We start from the raw sequence: 20,106 nt of genomic DNA, 5'->3' as shown, positions 1-20,106 counted from the left end.
TGCTGCCCCATCAGCTCGCGCCCTGCAACGGGGCCATTACGCATGAGCTGATAAGCATTGCAGAATTTCTTGGTTCGGTTTCGCGAACCCGGCCGGTAGACTCGATCCATACCAAATCCACCACAGACCGAGGAAAACCATGTTCCGCCCTACCCGCCGTTCGCTCATTCTCGCCGCCCTGCTCTCCGGTCTTGCCGGCCTTTCCGGCGCAGCGCTTGCGCAAACCACCCTGCTCAACGTCTCCTACGATCCAACCCGCGAGCTGTATGCGGAATACGACCTGGAATTTGCCAAATACTGGAAAGGCAAGACCGGCGAAACCGTGACGGTGCGCCAGTCGCATGGCGGTTCCGGCAAGCAGGCGCGCGCCGTCATCGACGGACTCGAAGCCGATGTCGTCACACTCGCGCTGGCCTATGACATCGACGCCATCGCCGAGAAAACCAAACGTGTTCCTGCCGACTGGCAAAAAGCCCGCGCCAACAACAGCTCGCCGTATGTGTCGACCATCGTGTTCCTGGTTCGCAAGGGAAATCCAAAGGGCATCAAGGACTGGGGCGACCTGGTCAAGCCAGGCGTACAGGTCATCACGCCGAATCCGAAGACCTCGGGCGGCGCGCGCTGGAACTATCTCGCCGCATGGGGCTACGCCCTGAAACGCCCGGGCGGCACCGAAGCAAAGGCCAAGGCTTTCGTGGCTGAACTATTCAAGCACGTTCCGGTATTCGATTCGGGCGCGCGCGCATCGACCAACACCTTTGTCCAGCGCGGCCTTGGCGACGTATTGCTGGCATGGGAAAACGAAGCCTTCCTGTCCGTCAATGAACTGGGCCCGGACAAGTTCGAGATCGTGGTGCCGTCGGTTTCCGTGCTGGCCGAGCCGCCGGTCGCTGTGGTGCGAGGCGTGACCGATCGCCGCGGCACCACCAAGGTCGCCACCGCCTACCTCGACTACCTGTACTCGCCGGCCGGCCAGAAGCTGGTGGCCAAGCACTACTACCGCCCGGTCAAGCCCGAACTGGCCGATCCGAAAGACGTGGCGCGCTTTCCGAAGCTGAAGACCTTCACGGTCGACGACACCTTCGGCGGCTGGCAGAAGGCGCAGAAAACCCACTTCGCCGACGGCGGCACCTTCGACCAGATCTACGCATCGAAGTAAGCAAGGGCGGAGGCATCGTGCACCACACCACCCTGATCGTCCCGGGTTTTCACGGCAGCGGCCCGGCGCACTGGCAAACATGGCTGGAAGGCCGGCTGCCCGACGCCCGGCGCGTGACGGGCATCGACTGGGAACTGCCGGTGCTGGCGCTGTGGGCAGCCGAGGTCAGGCGCGAAATCGATGCCACGCCGGGCGCCGTCTGGATCGTCGCGCACAGTTTCGGCTGCCTGGCCAGCGTGATCGCGGCGGCCGACCGGCCCGCCAAGGTCGCCGGGCTGCTGCTGGTGGCGCCAGCCGAGCCGCGCCGTTTTTCGCTGCTTGGAACTCGTGAGCAATATCCCGGCGGCGACAGCGTTGCCGCCGCACTGCCTGCCGAGCAACTCGGCTCTCCCAGCCTGCTGGTTGCCAGCCGCAACGATCCCTGGCTCGACTTCGGCCGCGCCCGCGAGCTGGCGGAACGCTGGGGCAGCCGGCTGGTCGATATCGGCGAGGCTGGCCATGTCAACACCGCGTCCGGCCACGGCGCCTGGCCACAAGGCATGGGGCTGCTGGCGGAGCTGCAGCAGGCCTGCGACGGTTTCCCGCTCGGCGCCATCGACGACGCCGGCAAGGCGCCAGCCGCAGGGCGACGCTTCAGTGCGCTCGCGCGCCTGCGCCGCCAGACCCGCGCCAACATGGGGGCTTAGCTCTTTTCGTAATAAATTGTTGAGTTTTATGTATTTCCAGATAGTGGACCTTACAGCATAGACTGGCTGTCAATCCTCGATCCGGAACAATCATGAAGTTCCAGCAATTGCGCATCATCCGCGAAACAGTACGCCGCGGCTTCAACCTGACCGAAGTGGCCGGTGCGCTGTTCACCTCGCAATCGGGCGTGTCCAAGCACATCAAGGACCTTGAGGACGAGCTCGGCATCGAGCTGTTCGCGCGCAAAGGCAAGCGCCTGCTGGGACTGACCGAGCCGGGACAGGAACTGCTGGTGATGGTCGAGCGCATGCTGCTGGAAGCGGCCAACATCAAGCGGCTCGGCGACCAGTACAGCCAGCGTGACGTCGGCCAGTTGACCGTCGCCACCACGCATACCCAGGCACGTTACGCGCTGCCGGCCGTGATTACCGAATTCAAACGCGCCTATCCGAAGGTCCACCTCAAGCTGCACCAGGCCAGCCCTGGCGAAATCGTCAAGCTGCTGCTCGACGGCGAAGCCGACATCGGCGTGGCGACCGAAGCGCTGGCCGACGTGCCGGCGTTCGCCTCGTTCCCGTTCTACCGCTGGCACCATTCGGTGATCGTGCCGTCCGGCCATCCGCTGGAAGACGTGCGCCCGCTGACACTGGAAGCGATGACCGACTATCCGGTCATCACGTATCACGAAGGTTTCACCGGCCGCACCCACCTGGACAAGGCGTTCGCGGCGGCCGGGGCGGTGCCGGACATCGTGATGTCGGCGCTGGACGCCGACGTCATCAAGACCTATGTCGGGCTGGGCCTGGGCGTCGGGATCGTTGCGTCGATGGCGGTCGACCCGGCGCGCGACAGCGACCTGCGCCAGCTCGACAGCGCCCACCTGTTCCCCGAAAACGTCGCGCGCATCGCGGTGCGGCGTGGCCACTACCTGCGGCGCTACGCCTACCGCTTCATCGAACTGTGCGCGGCGGAGCTGACCGAAGCGAAAGTGACGCAGGCGCTGCGCAAGGACGCAGAGGCAGAAACGTTCTGACCCTGCGATGTAACTTTGGACAATGCTTGTCCTGCAAGCTTGCGATTCTGCGAAGTCGTTGACTGCCGAAGTATCCGTGCCATTTCCGACACAGCCGTATCAATACGTTGACCGCTTTCCCGACGACAGCTACTATTTCCGCACGGAATCATCGGGACGGCATGCGCTCCCGCCCTCCTGTTTCCCCATTGTTAGCCCGCATCGGGCGGCCGCAACACCCGCTTGCCATCGTCGAAGGATCGCGTCATGAACATCCAGTTTCTCCACTCTATGAGCATGGCGAGGAAGCTCGCCGTGCTGATCGTCAGCTCCCTTGTCGGCATTGTCTTGCTGACCTCGCTCTTCCTGGTATCCGAACGCAACCTGATCCTCGACGAACGCAAGAGCAACGTGCGCCAGGCGGTGCAGACCGCACACGGCGTGCTGGTGCACTTCCACACACTGTCCACCAGCGGCGCGATGAGCGACGCCGACGCCCGCAAGGCAGCGCTCGCCACCTTGCGCGGACTGCGTTATGGCGGCAACGAATATTTCTGGGTCAACGACATGCAGCCGGTGATGGTCATGCACCCGATCAAGCCCGAGCTGGACGGCAAGGACCTGTCGACCAACAAGGATCCCGACGGCAAGCTGCTGTTCGTGGAATTCGTCAACACCGTCAAGGCGCAAGGCGCGGGCGGGGTCGATTACAAGTGGCCGAAACCGGGCAGCGATGTGCCGGTGCAGAAAGTGTCGTACGTGCAAGGCTTTGCGCCCTGGGGCTGGATCATCGGCTCGGGCGTGTACGCCGACACCGTCGCCGCAACCATCAAGGGCCGCATCATCACCTTCTCGCTGGCCGCACTGGCGATGGCGGCGGTGCTGCTGGCGCTGGGCGTGGTGATCCGCCGCGCACTGCTGGGACAGCTTGGCGGCGAGCCGGCCTACGCCGCAGGCATCGCGCGCCGCATCGCCGCGGGCGACCTGGGCGTGCACATCGAGGTGGCGCCGAACGACCGCTCCAGCCTGCTGCATGCGATCCGCGCGATGCGCGACGACCTGGCCAAGATCGTCAGCGAGGTGCGCGCCGGCACCGACACCATCGCCACCGCATCGGGTGAAATCGCATCCGGCAATATCGACCTGTCCGCACGCACCGAGGAACAGGCCAGCTCGCTGGAGGAAACGGCCGCCTCGATGGAAGAGCTGACCAGTACCGTCAAGCAGAACGCCGACAACGCGCGCCAGGCCAACCAGCTGGCCGCCTCGGCGTCGGAAGTGGCCAGCCGCGGCGGTGTCGTGGTGGCGCAGGTGGTCGACACGATGCAGTCGATCAACGACTCGTCGAAGAAGATTGTCGACATCATCAGCGTGATCGACGGCATCGCGTTCCAGACCAACATCCTCGCGCTGAACGCCGCCGTCGAAGCGGCCCGTGCAGGCGAACAGGGCCGCGGCTTCGCGGTCGTCGCCTCGGAAGTGCGCAACCTGGCCCAGCGCAGCGCGTCGGCGGCGAAGGAAATCAAGGCGCTGATCGGCGATTCGGTCGACAAGGTCGAAGTGGGCAACAAGCTGGTGTCGGACGCCGGTCACACGATGGAAGAAGTGGTGGCGAGCGTGCGCCGGGTGACCGACATCATGGGCGAAATCACCGCCGCCAGCAGCGAGCAGAGCGCCGGCATTTCGCAGGTGAACCAGGCGATCGCCCAGATGGATGCGGCGACCCAGCAGAACGCGGCACTGGTCGAGCAGGCCGCGGCCGCCGCCGAAAGCATGCAGGACCAGGCGGCCCGCCTGCTGCAGGCGGTGCGCGTGTTCCATCTCGAACCGGCGACGGCCGCGCCAGCCGGCCGGCCGCTGGCAGCACCCGCGCGGCCACGCCCTGCCCTGGTTCGTTAACAAGCTTCGAGGCACAAAAAAACCCGCCTGATCAGTTCAAGTTCAGGCGGGTTTTTGTATTTGGTGCTTAGTTCTTCGGTTTCAGGTACTGGTCGAGCCAGCCAATCACCGTGTGGTGCCACATCAGCGAGTTGGCCGGTTTCAGGACCCAGTGATTCTCGTCCGGGAACACCAGCAGCTTGCTGTCGATACCCCGGCGCTGCAGCGCGGTAAAGGCGCCCAGTGCCTGCGAGGTCGGGATGCGGAAATCCTTTTCGCCCTGGATCACCAGCATCGGCGTCTTCCACTTGGCGACGTGGTGCACCGGATTGAAGCGCTCGTAGTTGTCCGGCACGGCGTAGTAGGTGCCGCCGTTTTCCCATTCGGTGAACCACAATTCCTCGGTCGCGTACGCCATGCCGCGGTTGTCGAACACGCCGTCGTGGTTGACGATGCAGCGGAAGCCGTCCGGCCAGTTACCCTGGATCCAGTTCATCATGTAGCCGCCGTAGGATGCGCCCAGCGCGCAGCTGCGCTCGCGGTCCAGCCACGGGAACTTCGTGACCGCCGCCTCGAGGCCCTTCTGCAGGTCGACCAAGGGTTTGCCGCCCCAGTCGTTGCTGATCGAATCGGTGAACGCCTGGCCGTAGCCGGTCGAACCGTGGAAGTCGATGAACACGGTGGCGTAGCCGGCGCCCGCGTACACCTGCGGGTTCCAGCGGTAGCTCCAGCCGTTGCCGAAACTGCCCTGCGGGCCGCCGTGCACCAGGAAGGCGATTGGGTATTTCTGGCCCGGCACCGCATTCCATGGCTTCATCACGTGGCCGTACACCGTTGCGCCATTGGCGCCGGCGAACGAGAACTGCTCGTACTGGCCGAAACGCACATCGGCGAGCGCTTCGCGGTTCTGCCAGGTCAGCTGCACAGGCTTGCCGCCCAGCTTGGCCTTGAACAGTTGCGCGTCCGACTCCAGCGTCGACAGGCTGTACGCGATCGTGTCGCCGCGCACGTCGAAGCCGCCTACGGAACCAGGGCCGGTCAGCGCGCTGACCTTGCCGCTGGCGACGTCGATGGCGAACAGGCGGTGCTGGCCGACATCCTGGGCGTCCACCACCAGGGTCTTGCCGTCCGCTGTCCAGCGCAGCTCGCCCGCGGAACGGTCCCAGCTCTCGGCCAGCTTGCGCTTCTTGCCGGTCGCAACATCCATCAGCATGACCTGGTAGCGGTCCGCCTCGAAGCCGGGCTTGGCCATCGCCAGCCAGGCCAGCGTGCGGCCGTCCGGCGAGAACGTGCCCTTGGTATCCCAGGCCGGATTTTCCGCCGTCAGGTTGCGCGGCGCGGCGCCGCCGGCGGCTGGCACGCTGTACAGGTCGAAGTTGGTCGACCACGATTCGTCCTTGCCGGCGATGCGTACCGAGAACACGATGCTCTTTCCATCCGGGCTGAAGCGGTATTCCTCATGGTCGCCGAACGGCTTGGATGGCACGTCGCCGTCCAGGCTGCCGGTCAGGCTGACCGGCGCGGCGCTGACCTTGCCGCTGCGCTCGACCGGCGCCGAGTACAGCACCGAGTTGCGGCCATCGGCCCAGGTATCCCAATGGCGCACGAACATGCGGTCGAACACGCGGCCCGACGCCTTCTGCTTGCCGGCCTGTTCGAGGCGCGTCTTGGTGCATGCGAGGTCGGCGCAGTCGCGGAATACCGACAGGCTCATCGCCATGCGGTCGCCCGCCGGCGCCAGGCGGAAGTTGTCGATGTCGAGCGGCAGGTCGGTGACGCGCGCGGCCTCGCCGCCGGCCAGCGGCAGGCGCCAGACCTGCGACGAGCCGGAGCGGCCCGACAGGAAGAACACCGCGTCGCCGTCCGGCGCCCATTGCGGGTCGCTGCTGCTGGCGGCGTGGTTGGTCAGGCGTTGCGGCGCCGGCTTGGCGGCGCGCAGGTCAACCATCCACAGTTCGGTATGGCCGCGGTTCTTGTCCAGTTCGGTGGTGCGCACGGTGTACACGGCGCGGCTGGCGTCCGGCGACAGCACCGGGCTGCCGACCCGCTCCATCGCGACCAGGTCTTCGACGGTAAGGCCGCGCGGCGCGGCGATCGCGCTGCCGGCCGCGACAGCCGTCCCCAACAACAGTAAACGTAACTTCATTCGATCCCCTCCTGGCGCTATGGCCAATGATTTATCGTGTGGCAATTCAGGAGGGGGATTGTATCCGATGCGGCGGCCCCGTCATGAAGGGCTGGCTGGCCAGCAGCAGCTCGAATTCGTCCGGCAGGACCGGCTGGCCGAACAGGAAGCCTTGCACGTCATCGCAGTGCTGGGACGCCAGCCAGTCGCGCTGGTCGGCCGATTCGACGCCTTCGGCGATGACTTTCAGGCCGCTTGTGGGCCATCACGATGATGGTTTCGGTGACGGTCTGGCTGGTCGGGTCGTGCATCGCCCGCCAGCAGCATGGCGCCGGCATCGTGGCCGAGCAGGTCGTGGCCCGCGACGTGGTCGACATCTTCCCCCCCCCGTAAACGCGCCTTGATCGAAATACCAATCATACACTTGAGGCTAGGCTGGTACAGGGCGCACGCTGCCACTGTTGCCCTCGGCGCGAGGGCCGAGTATCCTAGAAGCACGAAAAGGATGGCTGACGATGCTCGACAATTTCGAAATTTCGGTGGACCGGCTTGAAGTCGGCCTGTACATCCACCTCGACCTGAAGTGGTTTGAACATCCGTTCGCTTTCAGCCACTTCAAGATCAAGAACGAAGAACAGATCCGCACCATCCAGGGCCTCGGCCTGGCCAGGGTGCGTTACGACCCCGCGCTGTCGGACGTGGCGCCGCGCCCGCCCGCCGCCGCCCAGCCTGCCCGCAATGAGGCGCCGCCGGCCGCGCCGGTTGAAGCTGCGCCGCTGTCGCCCGCACTGCAGGCCAAGCTGGCGCTGATGGAGCGCATCAAGGACCAGCGCGCGGCCGCCGCACGCATCGAGGACGCCTTCCTGAACACGGCGCGCGCGATCCGCGACATCGAAAAAAACCTGTTCCCGCAGCCGCAAGAGAGCATGCGCAAGGCCACCGCGCTGATCGGCCAGATCGTCGATTCGATCCTGGTGGCGCCGGAAATGGCGATCCACGTGATGGGCGACAAGATGGGCGGCGAGGAGGTCTACTACCACTCGATGAACGTGACGATGCTGTCGATGATCATCGCGCGCGACATCAAGCTGCCGCAGGAAGTGGCGGCGCCGCTGGCGCTGAGCGCGCTGTTCCACGACGTCGGCCACAAGAACATCCCGGACAAGATCCTGAACAAGCTCGACCCGCTGACCCAGGCCGAGCGCAACTTCTACGAACTGCACACCCAGTACGGCGTCGAGATCGGCGAGCGCCTGCATTTCGCGGCGCCGGTGGTGTCGGTCATCCGCGACCACCATGAAGCCTTCGACGGCACCGGCTACCCGCGCAAGCTGAAAGGCGAAGCCATCGGCGTGCTGGCGCGGGTTATCGCGATCGCCAACTGCTACGACGAGCTGTGCAATCCCTTGAACGTGGCGGCGGCGCTGACGCCGCACGAGGCGCTGTCGATGATGTTCACCAAGCTGCGCAGCAAGTTCGATCCCAAGCTGCTGCAAGTGTTCATCCGCTGCCTCGGCGTGTATCCGCCCGGGACCATCGTCCAGCTGTCGAACGGCGTGATCGGCATGGTCGCGACGGTCAACACCACGCGGCCGATGAAGCCGGTGCTGGTGATCTACGACGAGGGCGTGCCGCGCGAAGAGGCGATCCTGGTCGACATGGACCGCGAGCCCGACCTGAACATCGTCAAGTCGATCCGGCCGGCGCAAGTGCCGCGCGAGATCTACATGTACCTGAGCCCGCGCAAGCGGGTCAGCTACTACTTCGACGCCGGCGCAGGAGCGCCTGCCTGATGAGCAACCTGCAGCAATTGATGCTGGACCATAGCCCGAACATGATGCTGCTGGTCGAGCCGGCCGAACTGCGCATCGTGCTGGCCAACCGCACCGCCGCCCAAGCGCTCGGTTACAGCAATGAGCAGCTGCTGTCGATGGCCATCACCGATATCGAGAGTTCGCTGCAGGACGTGTTTTACTGGGAAGACGTGCGCAACGGCCAGTACCTGGAGATCGATGCGCAGGAGGGCGAGTACCAGTGCGCCGACGCCTCGCAGCTGACCGTCACCAAGCAGGTGCGCGTGGTCGATCACGGCGGCGCCGCGCTGATACTGGTGCAGGCGCGCGACATCCGCCACGAGCGCAAGGTCGAGGATGCGCTCGAACATACGCTGTCGCAGCTGCGCGCGACCTTGGAGTCGACCGGCAACGGCATCCTGGTGCTGGACTGGCATGGCAAGATCGCCAGCATGAACCGGCTGTTCAGCAAGATGTGGGCGATTCCCGAGTCCCTGCTGCTGGCGCGCAATGACGATGCAATCCTCGGCTACCTGTGCAGCCAGGTGGTCGACGGCGAGCTGTGCCGCAAGCGCCTGAACGAGGTCGTGGACCGCAACGAAGCCGAGGATGTGTTCCGGCTGCGCGACGGCCGCGTCTTCGAGTGCCGCTCGCGCCCGCAATACCTGGGCGAGCGCATCATCGGCCGGGTATTCGGCTATACCGACATCACCGAGCGCCAGCTGGCCGCCGAGGCGCTGCGCGAATCGCGCGACCAGCTCGAACAGCGCGTGCAGGAACGCACCGCCGCGCTGCGTCAGGCCAACGCCACGCTGGAGACGGAAAAGTCGCTGCAGGCGGAGCTGATCCGCAAGCTGGGCGAAGCCCAGAGCCAGCTGTTGCAGTCGGAGAAAATGGCGTCGATCGGCGTGCTGGCGGCCGGCGTCGCGCACGAGATCAATAACCCGATCGGTTTCGTCAATTCCAACCTCGGCACCTTGCAGCGCTACACCACCGACATGCTGCGCCTGATCGACGCCTACGAGCAGCGCGAACCGGGCCTGAGCCCGGCGGAGCGCGCGGAACTGGGCCAGCTCAAACAGGACATCGACGCCGGCTACCTGCGCGAAGACGTCGGCAGCCTGCTGGCCGAGTCGCTCGACGGGCTGGAACGGGTCAAGCGCATCGTGCGCGACCTGAAGGATTTTTCGCACGTCGACAGCGGCGGCCACCAGCAGGCCAACCTCGAAATGGGGCTCGACAGCACGCTGAATGTGGTGTGGAACGAACTGAAGTACAAGACCGAGGTCATCAAGGAATACGCGGGCATCCCGGCGATCGACTGTTTCCCGTCGCAGCTGAACCAGGTGTTCATGAACCTGATCGTCAACGCGGCCCACGCCATCGAGGAACGCGGGAAGATCACCTTGCGCACCGGCTTCAACGACGACTCTGTGTGGGTCGAGGTCGAGGACACCGGCAAGGGCATCCGCGAGGAACATTTGGGGCGCATCTTCGAACCCTTCTTCACCACCAAGCCGGTCGGCAAGGGCACCGGCCTCGGACTGTCGCTGTCGTACGGCATCGTCAAGAAGCACGGCGGCCAGTTCGACGTGCGCAGCGAAGTCGGGACCGGCACCGTGTTCAAGCTCGTGCTGCCGCGCAAGGCGGTATTCGACGAGGGCGACAACGCATGAACGGGCGATGTCAGGCCACGCGTTAGTGCAGCCGGAGCAGGCCCGGGAACAAGCGCTTGTGGGAACTGATAACGAGCGGGTCCGTTACGGGAATGTTGCGGTGCTTACCAACGTCGGATGTCGGCCGGCCAAATCCTATTGCCAATTAACCCCTGGTTCTTTGCAAAACCAAGAGGCTCGCCCCACCCGGCGTGGCGCTGCCTGATGTCACGCCAGCGACAGTGCGATGTTCCTTCCTGATCGCCGAGGTCCACCGGCGAGCTTGGAGGACTTGATCGAGCCTAGGAGCCACGAACCAGAGATGCGCAATCAGCGCCTATGTGTGTTGGTATCAAGAGAGACTTGACGTCTTCGGCATGCGGGCGTATCGTTTGTCTCGTCTAACTATAAATAGAAAAAAACTCTATGACTACCAATAACGAAGGATTCCGACGCAGCGTATTGCAACAGGTGGCCGCACTCGAGATCAAGATGGAAAACATGCTCGCTTCCATCAGGGTACTGATGGCGCTGGTCGCGGACCCAGAGCCCGAGGACAAGCTGGCGGGCATCGACCCGAAGGATCCGCGAAACAAGCTCTCGGACAAGAAACTCAGCGATCGAGGTGCAGAGGTGTGCTACCGCCTGTTCGATGCCGGCAAGTCGCGGTATGCAGTCGGCGCATTGATGGGCATCAGCTTCTCCGCAGCCAGCTATCGCTATGACATGTGGCAGCAGGCTGGTGGCCCCAAGCGCACACCCCAACCGCTCGCCTAAGTGCCACCGGCCACACTGTTGCCACGACGATGGGGGGCCGGCGGCCTCCCGTTTCGCCGCACATGCATCCCAATCCCACCATGCACCACTACGACAAGGAGCTGATATGACCCTGGATTCGCCCCGCCTGAAAGGCGTAATCCCCGCCATCGCTTGCGGGATTTTGAAGATTAGCATTCTCCACACCCGCACTTGCCGTGCATTGGCGGGTGCCATTTGGAACGAGCTGACCGACAAGGAGAAGCAGGAATTCGGCCGCGCGTTTTATCACAGCGGCGAGTACGCCCGCCTGGGGTTATCGGTCGCACGCCGATGCGGTGAAGGTTCTGCTCAAACGTACCGGCTGGCCAATGGCCTCGACGTCAGCCAACACGCCCAGGCCGTTTAGGCTTCCACAGAAGGGCGGTCGCTCCGCCCGGAGGGCGGCCGCTTGGGCAACTCTTCGTCACGTAGGCGTTGTCCAACTTCAAAGCCACGCTAGCGGTGGCTCCCTCCGCCCTCGGGCGAATTTGACTGCATCATGTCGATCACGCGGCAGTCGCCGCACATGCGGATGCGGTCGAGGTTGCCCTGGAAGGCGCTGTGCTGCGACAGTTTTCCCAGCATGCTCTGGATCATCAGCAAGGTGCCGAACGGCTTGTTGCAGCGGATGCAGCAGAACGGCTCGGTTTCGTTCAGCAGCACCGTTTTGTTCCGGGTGTCGGCAAACGACATGCGCGGCAGCAGCGAGATCGCGTCTTCCGGACAGGTGTTGGCGCACAGCCCGCACTGCACACAATTCTTTTCCACGAAGCGCAACTGCGGCGCCGTGTCGCTGTCCATCAAGGCCGACGAAGGACAGGCGCCGACGCAGGACATGCACAAGGTGCAGCGGCCCTTGTCGACAGCAATCGCGCCGAACGGCGAACGGGGCGGCAGCGGCACGTACTCCGGCTGGAGCGTGGCGTGGCGGAACAAATGGTCGAGCGCCATGTCGAGCGCGTTGCGCTTTTCCTGGGCCACGTGGAAGGTGGCGCTCTGCTGCGGCGCGATGCCGGCCGGTGCGTTGGCCAGCGCCTCGCCCAGCCCGCCAGGCGTCGCCGCCCGCACCAGCTGGAAATGCACGCCCGCGTAACCGAGGCCGGACAGGATTTCCTGCGCCATGCCCATCTGGTCTTCCAGCGCCTCGGCGTACTGCGGCGCTTCCGATTCGGTGACGAGGACCGAGATGCCGCTGGCGCCGTATGCCACCGCGGTCAGCCAGACGTCGATGCCAGTCGAGGCCATGTGGTGCAGCTCCATCGGGATGACCCGCGCCGGCATGCCGTATGGCTGGCCTTCGCTGTTGGCGTCGAGCGCGGACACCAGGCCGGTGCCGTGGCCGGCGCCGTGGAACAGGATCACCGGATCGAGGCCGCCTTCGCCCTTGTAACTGGCGAGCACGGCACGCAGGCGGTCGCCGGTGTAGGGCGCGCCCGGATACGCATATGCCAGCGCGCCGGTCGGGCACGCCGTCGTGCAGGCGCCGCAGCCGGCGCACAGGTAGGGGTTGACCCGGACCAGGTCGCCGGCGCTGGCGATGGCCCTGGCCGAGCAGATGTCGATGCAGGCGGTGCAGCCGGTCTGGCCGTTCCGGCTGTGCGCGCACAGCCTGTCCTTGTAGCGGAAGTATTTCGGCTTTTCGAATTCGCCGATCATCTGGGCCAGCTCCCCGATCGCTGTTGCGATGTCCGGTTCGCTACTGCCAGGCGCGAAGTAGCCGTGCGGTTTCTGGTGGGCAGGGATCAGCGGGATGGCCGACAGGTCGAGCACCAGGTCGAAGCGGCCCTCGCGCCGCAGCACGCCGCGGCCGGCGTCGCGCCAGCGCGCGTCGAATGCGCCCAACCAGCCGCTGACCTGGATCTCGCTGCAATGCAGTGCCGAATAACTGCGCGGCGCTGGCTGCGCGGCGACGCCGCCGGGACTTGTGAGCAGTACCGTCACGGGAAGCACGCCGCACAGCTGGTCTGCGCACTTGAGGGCGATCTCGGCGCTGCCGATAATCAGCGTCTTTCCTGCCGACGTATAGGCGACCGTTTGCAGGCTGTCGGACGGCGGCGGCGGCGCGACCGCCAGCGCTGCCGCGCGCGCGGCGGCGTTGCGGTGTTCCTGTACCCAATCGATTCCTGGCCTGTCGTTCATGTGTCATCCTCGCTGGCGGCGCTGGCGGCGCCTGTGGTGTCAGCCATCTGTGGTTCCGGATTAGTTAAGTTATCGTGAATTGGAGGTTCATCGTGGACCGCAGTGGCGTCTTCAATCCCGGTCTCCTTGTCGGGATAGGCCTGGGCGAAGAAGCTCTGGGTATGGCGCAGCGCGCTCATCATCGCGGCGGGAATCGGATCGGGCTTGTTGTAGTCGCCCATGTATAGGTCGAGGCCATCGCCCATGTTGAAGTGGGGGTCGGCGAACAATTTCTTCAGGGCGCTGCGCTGCACCGACTTGTCGACGCCGCGCGCGACGAAGGCGGAGTAATCGGAGTCGGCGCGCAGCTGTGCAACATCTTCCAGGCTCGGCTGGCGTAAAGGTGCGCCTTCTACCTGCCCGTCCTGGCCGGCCGGTGCAGCGGGGGGAGGCGCCGGACTGACTGCGAGCTCGTCCGGAACCGGCGCAGGAGGCGCGGGCTCGGTTTTCAGGCGTGACCAGCGATGGAAAAAACCCTCAGTCGGCATGCTCGCCCTGCTTGCGTTGTTTGTATTCCTTGCCGCGCCGTACTGGCGGCTCGTAATGGGTGCGCAGGTATTCGGCCAGCCAGGCATGGATCTCGGCCGGCATGGCGACGCCGTCTGCGCTCTCGCCCGAATCGAACATGCGGGCGCCGTCGGCGTAGCTGACCGAGGCCTGCACCGGCATCGCGCGGCCTTGGTCCATGCGCCACTTGATAAACACCTTCGCTTCCGGGGCGACGCAGTTTTCGAAGTAGCCGTCGTTTTCGTCGGGGTACAGGTCGAGCGTCAGGCCGCTGACCAGGTAGGTTTCGCGGCCCTCGTCCTGGCTCAGCAGCCGGTACGGCGGCAAGCCGCCGTCGGCCACGACGCCGATGGCGGACCATGCTTCGGTGGCCCAGCGGTGATTCAACGAGCGCCGCTGCATGATGACTGCGATCGGCAGGCTGGCCATGCGCATGCTGTTCCTTTACCTTTTCTGCGGTGTCGACGGCGGCGGCGAGGGCGCCTTCTTCACGTCCGCGCTGGGTGCGGCGGTACCGTTTTTCTCGCTGGTGATTGGCGCAGCTTTCGCGACCGCCCCCATCACGCCGCCCGGTTGTCCCGACGCGCTGCTCTGGGTGTTGGGCTGCACCAGCGCCGGCATCGGCGCGGCAACTGCCACCGGCGCATTCGCTTGCCAGCCCTCGGTGGCGGCGCGGCTGCGCCAGCGCGCCGTGAGCGCGTCCATCGTCGCGAGCAGCGCCTGCTTGTCCTTGTCGGCCTGGGCTGCGGCCTGAGCCTTCTTGTCGGCGGCTACCTGCGCCTGCGCCTGCGTGGGCGGCGGCAGCTTGCCCAGCGCCAGCGCCGGAATGGCCAGCAACAGCAAGATCGTTGTCTTCTTTAGCAGGGCCATGGTGTCACCGCCGTTCAGGGTTGGGCTGGCCGGATGGCGGCGGCGGACTGCCGGCCGTCGGGATCTCGCCGCTGGTGGGCGCCGTGCCGCCGCGCGGCGAAGCGCCTGCGGCAGGCGTGGTACCGGCCGGCGTGGCAGTGGCGGTCGGCGGCGTGACGCCCGGTCCCGCGCCGGTCACCGGTGTGGTTCCGGAGGATGGTCCCTGCCCGGCCTCGGCCACCGTGCCTGCCGTGGCCGCGCCGCCGGTGGTGCCGCCGGCGCCGCCGGCATGGCCCGGCGTGCCGCCCGCGTAGGTGGCGTCGGTTTCCGGCCGTGCAGTGCTTGCCATTACCGCACCGCTGCTGCCGCCGCCGGCGGTAATCTGTCCGGGGAACGAGGTCTGGCGCACGCCGGTCTTGGCGCTGGTGTGGGCAAGGTCGCGCTCGCCGCATGCGGCGAGCGTCGCCAGCGCTGTCAGCGCGGCGGCGATGTAGAGGGTTGGTTTCATGTGCGGTTCTCCACGCTCTCAGTGCGCCCGGCCGGGGCTGGCCGGATCCGGAACATAGGGGCCGGAATCCGGCGGCGCCGCGCCAGGCGTCCCATCGATGACCTTCTGGTACCAGATCTCATGGTGGGTGCGCGCCCACTCCTCGTCGACCGTGCCGTGCCGCATGCCCTCGTAGGCGCCCGGCGTGCCAAGCGTGCCGATGTAGATATGGCCGAGCGAGGCGGCGATGTACAGTGTGGCGCCGACGATGTGCAGGATGTTCGCGACCTGCAGCACATAGCGGGTCTGGCCGACGGTCACGAAGTCGAGCACCAGCCCGGTGACCGACATCAGCAGGCCCAGCAGGACGACGCCGCCCCAGAACCACAACTTTTCACCGGCATTGAAGTAATCGGCGGGGATGTGCTTATGGCTGACCAGTCCGCCGCCCTGCCTGATCCAGTTCCAGTCCCAGCGGCGGAAAAAATTACGGTGCAGGAAGGTGAAGAACATGATCACCGAACACACGATGAACAGCGGTCCGATGACGTTGTGGACGTATTTGGAAATGATCGCCAGCCACGAGAACGCGGCGTGGCCGATCAGCGGGATCAGCAGCTTGCCGAACATGATCAGCAGGCCCGTGATGGCGAGCAGCAGGAAGCTGATTGCGGTGGCCCAGTGCACCAGCCGTTCCCACGCGGTGAAGCGGACGATGCGCCGGCCCGATTCGCGGTGCTCGACCCGGGCCGGACCAGCCATCAGGTAGAAGCCGAACAGCAGCAGCGGCACCACCAGCAGCACGGTGCCGCTGAGCGTGGCCATGGGCCCGTTGCGCAGCACGCGCCAGGTATTGCCGCCACGCTGGAGGATCACGTTGTGTTCGCTGGCGCCATACTCGCCGAGGAAGTGGCGGTCGACATGCACCTTGCCCGAGGCCGCCGAACCCCATCCTGGACTGCGCGCGACCGCGTCGTGCTCGGCCTGCAGGATGGTCTGTTCTTCGGCGTAGGCCGGCTGCGCATCCTTGTTCGGCACTTCGGCGCGGCCGGCGGAAGGCAGCAGCAGCAACAGCGCGCACAGCAGCGCCAGCAAGGCCGCCAACGGCAGCCGGCGCAGGAGGTCGATCGGAGTCATTGTGTATCCTTCCTCATGGCTTGGCGCGGAGGTACTCGTTCTGCTTCAAGGTGCGGTCCTGGATCGCTGCGGCCCATGCCAGCTTGTCGTTGTGGAACCTGGCCTGGTACGGCAGGTTGTCCGGCTTGCCGGCGATGTCGCCCTTGATCCATACCGGGTACTGGTCGACTTCGAGGCAGCCGCCCAGCAAGGCGCACAGCGCGGCCGCCGCGATGCGGCGTGCGGGCCTCATGTCGGGAACCTGCGCGGGTTGTTCTGGGCGTCGCCGGTGTCCTGGTTTTCGCGCCGGAGTTCGGTCGCTTTGGTACGCGTCTTTTTCCCATAGGCGATTTTCCAGCCCCACAGTTCCGGGCCGTAGCCGCGGATTTCCACGCGCTGCCGGTAGATGTCGGCGATCACGTCGGCGTCGCCGGCCAGCAGGGCCTTGGTGGCGCACTGTTCGGCGCAGGCCGGCAGCTTGCCTTCGGCGATCCGGTTGCGGCCGTACTTCTTGAATTCCGCCTCGGACGTGTCGGCCTCCGGGCCGCCGGCGCAGAAGGTGCACTTGTCCATCTTGCCGCGGTGGTTGAACATGCCGGTTTCCGGGAACTGCGGCGCGCCGAACGGACAGGCGTAGTAGCAGTAGCCGCAGCCGATGCACTGGTCCTTGCTGTGCAGGACGATGCCGTCTTCGGTATGGTAGATGCAGTTGGTCGGGCACACCGCCAGGCAGGGCGCGTCGGTGCAGTGCATGCAGGCGACCGAGATCGAGCGCTCGCCCGGCACGCCGTCGTTGATGGTGACCACGCGCCGGCGGTTGACGCCCCACGGCGTCTCATGCTCGCTCTTGCACGCCGTGACGCAGCCGTTGCAGTCAATGCAGCGCTCGGTGTCGCAAATGAACTTCATCCTTGCTGCCATCTTTGTCTCCTGTTAATCGCGCGCGCAGCCGTCAGGCGGCCGCCAGCCTGCATAAGGACACCTTGGTTTCCTGCATCATCGTCACCGCGTCGTAGCCGTAGGTCCAGCCGGTGTTGACCGACTCGCCGCGCGCGATCGGCGCTGCCCCTTCGGGATACTTTTCAAGCAGGTCATCGCCCATCCACCATCCGGCGAAGTGGAATGGCATCCAGACGATCCCGGCCGGTACGCGCGGCGTCACCAGCGCCATGATTTTCAGGCGCGCGCCGCTCGGTGTTTCGACCCACAGGTAGCGCCCGGTCTGGGCGCCGACCTGGGTCGCGTCATGCGGGTTGACCTCGATGAACATGTCCTGCTGCAGTTCGGCCAGCCACGGGTTGGAGCGCGTCTCGTCGCCGCCGCCTTCGTATTCGACCAGCCGGCCGGAGGTCATGATCAGCGGGTAATCCTTGGCGAAGTCGACCGCCTGCACCGACTTGTACAGCGTCGGCAGGCGCCAGAAGTTGGCCTTGTCCTCGTAGGTCGGATATTGGGCGACCAGGTCGCGCCGCGGCGACATCAGCGGTTCGCGGTGCACCGGTACCGGGTCGGGGAAGTTCCACACATGGCAGCGGGCCCGCGCATTGCCGAACGGCGCGCAGCCGTGCGCGATGGCGACCCGGATGATGCCGCCCGACGCATCGGTCTTCCAGTTCTTGCCTTCGGCCAGCGCCTGTTCGGCCGCCGTCAGCTCGCTCCACCAGCCCAGCTTTTTGAGGAACACGTGGTCGAATTCCGGATAGCCGGTGTCCAGTTCGCTGTCCTTGGTGGTCGAACCGTCCGACGCGAGCAGGGTCTTGCCGTCGTGCTCGACGCCCCAGTTGGCGCGGAACGGCAGTCCCCCTTCGGCCACTGTCTTCGACTCGTCATACAAGATAGGCGTGCCCGGATGCTTCATTTCCGGCGTCCCCCAGCACGGCCACGGCAAGCCGTAGTAGTCGCCCTTGCAGGGACCGGACTCGGCGCGCAGGGTGGTCGGGTCGAAGGTGTGCTTGTTCAACATGTGCAGCTTGAGGCGCTCCGGCGAACAGCCGGTGTAGCCGATGGTCCAGCACGAGCGGTTGATCTCGCGCAGGATGTCCTCGATGAGCGGCTCGTTGTGCACCACCTTGATGTTCTTGCAGAACTCGTTCGCGAAGCCGAATTTTTTGGCGAACAGGTACATGATCTCCTGGTCGGTCTTGCATTCGAACAGCGGCTGGATGACCCGCTCGCGCCACTGCAGGCTGCGGTTCGACGCAGTCACCGAGCCCGAGGTTTCGAATTGCGTGGTGGCCGGCAGCAGGTAAACGCCGTCCTGGCGGCCGTGCATGGCGGCGGTGGCGGTCGGGTAAGGATCGATGACGACCAGCAGGTCGAGCTTCTGCATCGCCTCCTTCATGTCCGGCAGGCGGGTCTGGCTGTTGGGCGCGTGGCCCCAGTACAGCACCGCTTTCAGGTTGGTCGGCTGGTCGACGTAGTCGTTCCGTTCGAGCACGCCGTCGAACCAGCGCGAGACCGTCATGCCGGGCTTCTCCATCAGTTCCTTGGAGCCGTAGCGCGACAGCAGCCAGTTGTAGTCGACGCCCCAGGCGTTGGCGAAATGCTTCCATGCGCCTTCGGCCAGGCCGTAGTAGCCGGGCAGCGAATCGGGATTCGGTCCGACGTCGGTGGCGCCCTGCACGTTGTCATGGCCGCGGTAAATGTTGGCGCCGCCCCCAGCCACGCCGATGTTGCCAAGGGCCAGCTGCAGGATCGACAGCGCGCGCACATTGGCGGTGCCGACGTGGTGCTGGGTGATGCCCATGCACCAGACCACCGACGATGGACGGTGCTTGGCCAGCATTTCGGCCGCCAGGAACACCGCCGACTCCGGCACGCCGGTGACGTCCGACACTTTATCGGGCGTCCATTTGGCGACTTCCTTGCGTACCTCGTCCATGCCGTAGGTGCGCTGCTCGATGAAGGCCTTGTCCTCCCAGCCGTTCTGGAAGATGTGCCACAGCATGCCCCACACCAGCGGGATGTCGGTGCCCGGGCGCACGCGCACGTAATGATCGGCAAAGCGCGCAGTGCGCGTGAAGCGCGGGTCGATCACGATCATCTTCGCGCCCAGTTCCTTGGCGTGCAGGAAGTGCAGCATCGAGATCGGATGCGCCTCGGCAGGATTGGAACCGATGAACAGCACGGCCTTGCTGTAATGCAGGTCGTTGAACGAGTTCGTCATCGCCCCATAGCCGAAGGTCTGGGCGACGCCGGCCACCGTGGTCGAGTGGCAGATGCGGGCCTGGTGGTCGCAGTTGTTCGAGCCCCACATCGAGGCGAACTTGCGCATCATGTAGGCCTGCTCGTTGTTGTGCTTGCTGCCGCCGATGATCATGATCGAATCCGGGCCGGCCTGCTGGCGCAGCGACAGCAGCTTGTCGCCGATTTCATTGATGGCCTGGTCCCAGGAGATGCGCTGGTATCTGCCGCCGACCAGCTTCATCGGGTAGCGCAGGCGGTGTTCGCCGTGGCCGTGCTCGCGCACCGAGGCGCCCTTGGCGCAGTGCGCGCCCATGTTGAAGGGCGAATCGAAGGCCGGCTCCTGGCGGATCCAGACGCCGTTGCTGACCACCGCCTCGACCGAGCAGCCGACCGAGCAGTGGGTGCACACGGTGTGCTTGATTTCGGGCGCAGCCGGCGCCGCGGCAGTGTCGGCAGCCTGGGCCGGCTGGATGACGTTGAGCGGCAGCTTGCGCGCCAGCGCCGCCGCGCCCGCCGTCACCCCGGCGCCGACCAGGAAGGAACGGCGCCGCAGCACGGCCCCCGCCGAACGGGTCATCCCCTGGGGCAGCGCGGCGCTTGCCGTGGACGCGCCGCTGCCAGCAGTGTTGTCAGTCTTCACCAGCGTCATGGCGTATCGCTCCTGTGCGTGCCCGCC

Annotated in this window: 20 protein-coding genes; 10 read left to right on the top strand and 10 right to left on the bottom strand. The window is 65.5% G+C overall.

Translation table 11 applies throughout. The features are described 5' to 3' along the window. Positions 1-139: 139 nt before the first annotated feature. The 4 genes from HHL21_RS17125 (at position 140) to HHL21_RS17110 (ending at position 4,757) form a co-directional block, all read left to right on the top strand. On the top strand, positions 140-1,159 hold the full coding sequence (locus HHL21_RS17125) for a sulfate ABC transporter substrate-binding protein (RefSeq protein WP_169468067.1): 1,020 nt from the start codon (positions 140-142) through the stop codon (positions 1,157-1,159). 17 nt (positions 1,160-1,176) lie between these two features. After that, positions 1,177-1,845 (top strand): RBBP9/YdeN family alpha/beta hydrolase, encoded by a 669-nt coding sequence (locus HHL21_RS17120; protein ID WP_169468065.1) that lies wholly within the window; start codon positions 1,177-1,179, stop codon positions 1,843-1,845. 92 nt (positions 1,846-1,937) lie between these two features. Further along, a complete protein-coding gene (locus HHL21_RS17115; RefSeq protein ID WP_169468063.1) occupies positions 1,938-2,879 on the top strand; it encodes a CysB family HTH-type transcriptional regulator in 942 nt (313 codons plus the stop codon). A 246-nt stretch (positions 2,880-3,125) separates the two neighbouring features. Beyond that, entirely contained in the window at positions 3,126-4,757 is a 1,632-nt protein-coding gene (locus tag HHL21_RS17110; protein WP_229496530.1) for a methyl-accepting chemotaxis protein, read from the top strand. Between the two features lie 67 nt (positions 4,758-4,824). Here the strand turns inward: HHL21_RS17110 and HHL21_RS17105 are convergent, their stop codons facing one another. Next, positions 4,825-6,882 (bottom strand): S9 family peptidase, encoded by a 2,058-nt coding sequence (locus HHL21_RS17105; protein ID WP_169468061.1) that lies wholly within the window; start codon positions 6,880-6,882, stop codon positions 4,825-4,827. Between the two features lie 67 nt (positions 6,883-6,949). Here HHL21_RS17105 and HHL21_RS22275 point away from each other — a divergent pair, with 67 nt between their 5' ends. From HHL21_RS22275 to HHL21_RS17080, 6 genes are all read left to right on the top strand, one after another. Further along, a complete protein-coding gene (locus tag HHL21_RS22275; RefSeq protein WP_229496528.1) occupies positions 6,950-7,135 on the top strand; it encodes a hypothetical protein in 186 nt (61 codons plus the stop codon). Continuing rightward, positions 7,132-7,254 carry a hypothetical protein gene (locus HHL21_RS21960; RefSeq protein ID WP_267874100.1) on the top strand — a complete coding sequence of 41 codons (123 nt, stop codon included), beginning with the start codon at positions 7,132-7,134 and terminating at the stop codon, positions 7,252-7,254. Before HHL21_RS22275 ends, HHL21_RS21960 begins: the two co-directional genes overlap by 4 nt. A 122-nt stretch (positions 7,255-7,376) precedes the next feature. Further along, positions 7,377-8,654 carry an HD-GYP domain-containing protein gene (locus tag HHL21_RS17095; RefSeq protein ID WP_169468059.1) on the top strand — a complete coding sequence of 426 codons (1,278 nt, stop codon included), beginning with the start codon at positions 7,377-7,379 and terminating at the stop codon, positions 8,652-8,654. Continuing rightward, positions 8,654-10,330 (top strand): PAS domain-containing sensor histidine kinase, encoded by a 1,677-nt coding sequence (locus HHL21_RS17090; protein ID WP_169468057.1) that lies wholly within the window; start codon positions 8,654-8,656, stop codon positions 10,328-10,330. The genes HHL21_RS17095 and HHL21_RS17090 overlap by 1 nt, the downstream gene beginning before the upstream one ends. A 405-nt stretch (positions 10,331-10,735) precedes the next feature. Next, on the top strand, positions 10,736-11,086 hold the full coding sequence (locus HHL21_RS17085; protein ID WP_169468055.1) for a hypothetical protein: 351 nt from the start codon (positions 10,736-10,738) through the stop codon (positions 11,084-11,086). A gap of 106 nt (positions 11,087-11,192) precedes the next feature. Next, entirely contained in the window at positions 11,193-11,474 is a 282-nt protein-coding gene (locus HHL21_RS17080; protein WP_169468053.1) for a hypothetical protein, read from the top strand. 89 nt (positions 11,475-11,563) lie between these two features. Here HHL21_RS17080 and HHL21_RS17075 read toward each other — a convergent pair whose 3' ends face one another. From HHL21_RS17075 to HHL21_RS17035, 9 genes are read right to left on the bottom strand one after another with little or no spacing between them, the layout of a single operon-like run. Beyond that, positions 11,564-13,246 carry a 4Fe-4S binding protein gene (locus tag HHL21_RS17075; protein WP_169468051.1) on the bottom strand — a complete coding sequence of 561 codons (1,683 nt, stop codon included), beginning with the start codon at positions 13,244-13,246 and terminating at the stop codon, positions 11,564-11,566. Beyond that, positions 13,243-13,773, bottom strand: coding sequence for a DUF3306 domain-containing protein (locus HHL21_RS17070; RefSeq protein ID WP_169468049.1), 531 nt, complete (start codon positions 13,771-13,773; stop codon positions 13,243-13,245). The genes HHL21_RS17075 and HHL21_RS17070 overlap by 4 nt, the downstream gene beginning before the upstream one ends. Next, positions 13,763-14,227 (bottom strand): DUF3305 domain-containing protein, encoded by a 465-nt coding sequence (locus HHL21_RS17065; protein ID WP_169468047.1) that lies wholly within the window; start codon positions 14,225-14,227, stop codon positions 13,763-13,765. The genes HHL21_RS17070 and HHL21_RS17065 overlap by 11 nt, the downstream gene beginning before the upstream one ends. A gap of 9 nt (positions 14,228-14,236) precedes the next feature. Next, positions 14,237-14,662: a hypothetical protein gene (locus tag HHL21_RS17060; RefSeq protein ID WP_169468045.1), complete on the bottom strand. Its 426-nt coding sequence runs from the start codon at positions 14,660-14,662 to the stop codon at positions 14,237-14,239. 4 nt (positions 14,663-14,666) lie between these two features. Continuing rightward, on the bottom strand, positions 14,667-15,149 hold the full coding sequence (locus tag HHL21_RS17055; protein ID WP_206085846.1) for a hypothetical protein: 483 nt from the start codon (positions 15,147-15,149) through the stop codon (positions 14,667-14,669). An 18-nt stretch (positions 15,150-15,167) separates the two neighbouring features. After that, positions 15,168-16,265, bottom strand: coding sequence for a formate dehydrogenase subunit gamma (locus HHL21_RS17050; protein WP_169468043.1), 1,098 nt, complete (start codon positions 16,263-16,265; stop codon positions 15,168-15,170). A 13-nt stretch (positions 16,266-16,278) separates the two neighbouring features. Next, entirely contained in the window at positions 16,279-16,497 is a 219-nt protein-coding gene (locus HHL21_RS17045) for a hypothetical protein (protein ID WP_169468041.1), read from the bottom strand. Next, entirely contained in the window at positions 16,494-17,165 is a 672-nt protein-coding gene (gene fdh3B, locus HHL21_RS17040) for a formate dehydrogenase FDH3 subunit beta (protein WP_206085844.1), read from the bottom strand. The genes HHL21_RS17045 and fdh3B overlap by 4 nt, the downstream gene beginning before the upstream one ends. A gap of 31 nt (positions 17,166-17,196) precedes the next feature. Next, complete coding sequence (locus HHL21_RS17035; protein ID WP_169468040.1) at positions 17,197-20,079, bottom strand: molybdopterin-dependent oxidoreductase; 2,883 nt, start codon at positions 20,077-20,079, stop codon at positions 17,197-17,199. Positions 20,080-20,106: the final 27 nt, after the last annotated feature.

Origin of the sequence: Massilia polaris (genome assembly GCF_012927275.1) — a bacterium.
GTDB classification, from domain to species: domain Bacteria; phylum Pseudomonadota; class Gammaproteobacteria; order Burkholderiales; family Burkholderiaceae_D; genus Telluria_A; species Telluria_A polaris.
The sequence above is the reverse complement of the archived record's forward strand: the minus strand, read 5'-3'. Positions and strand labels throughout refer to the sequence as shown.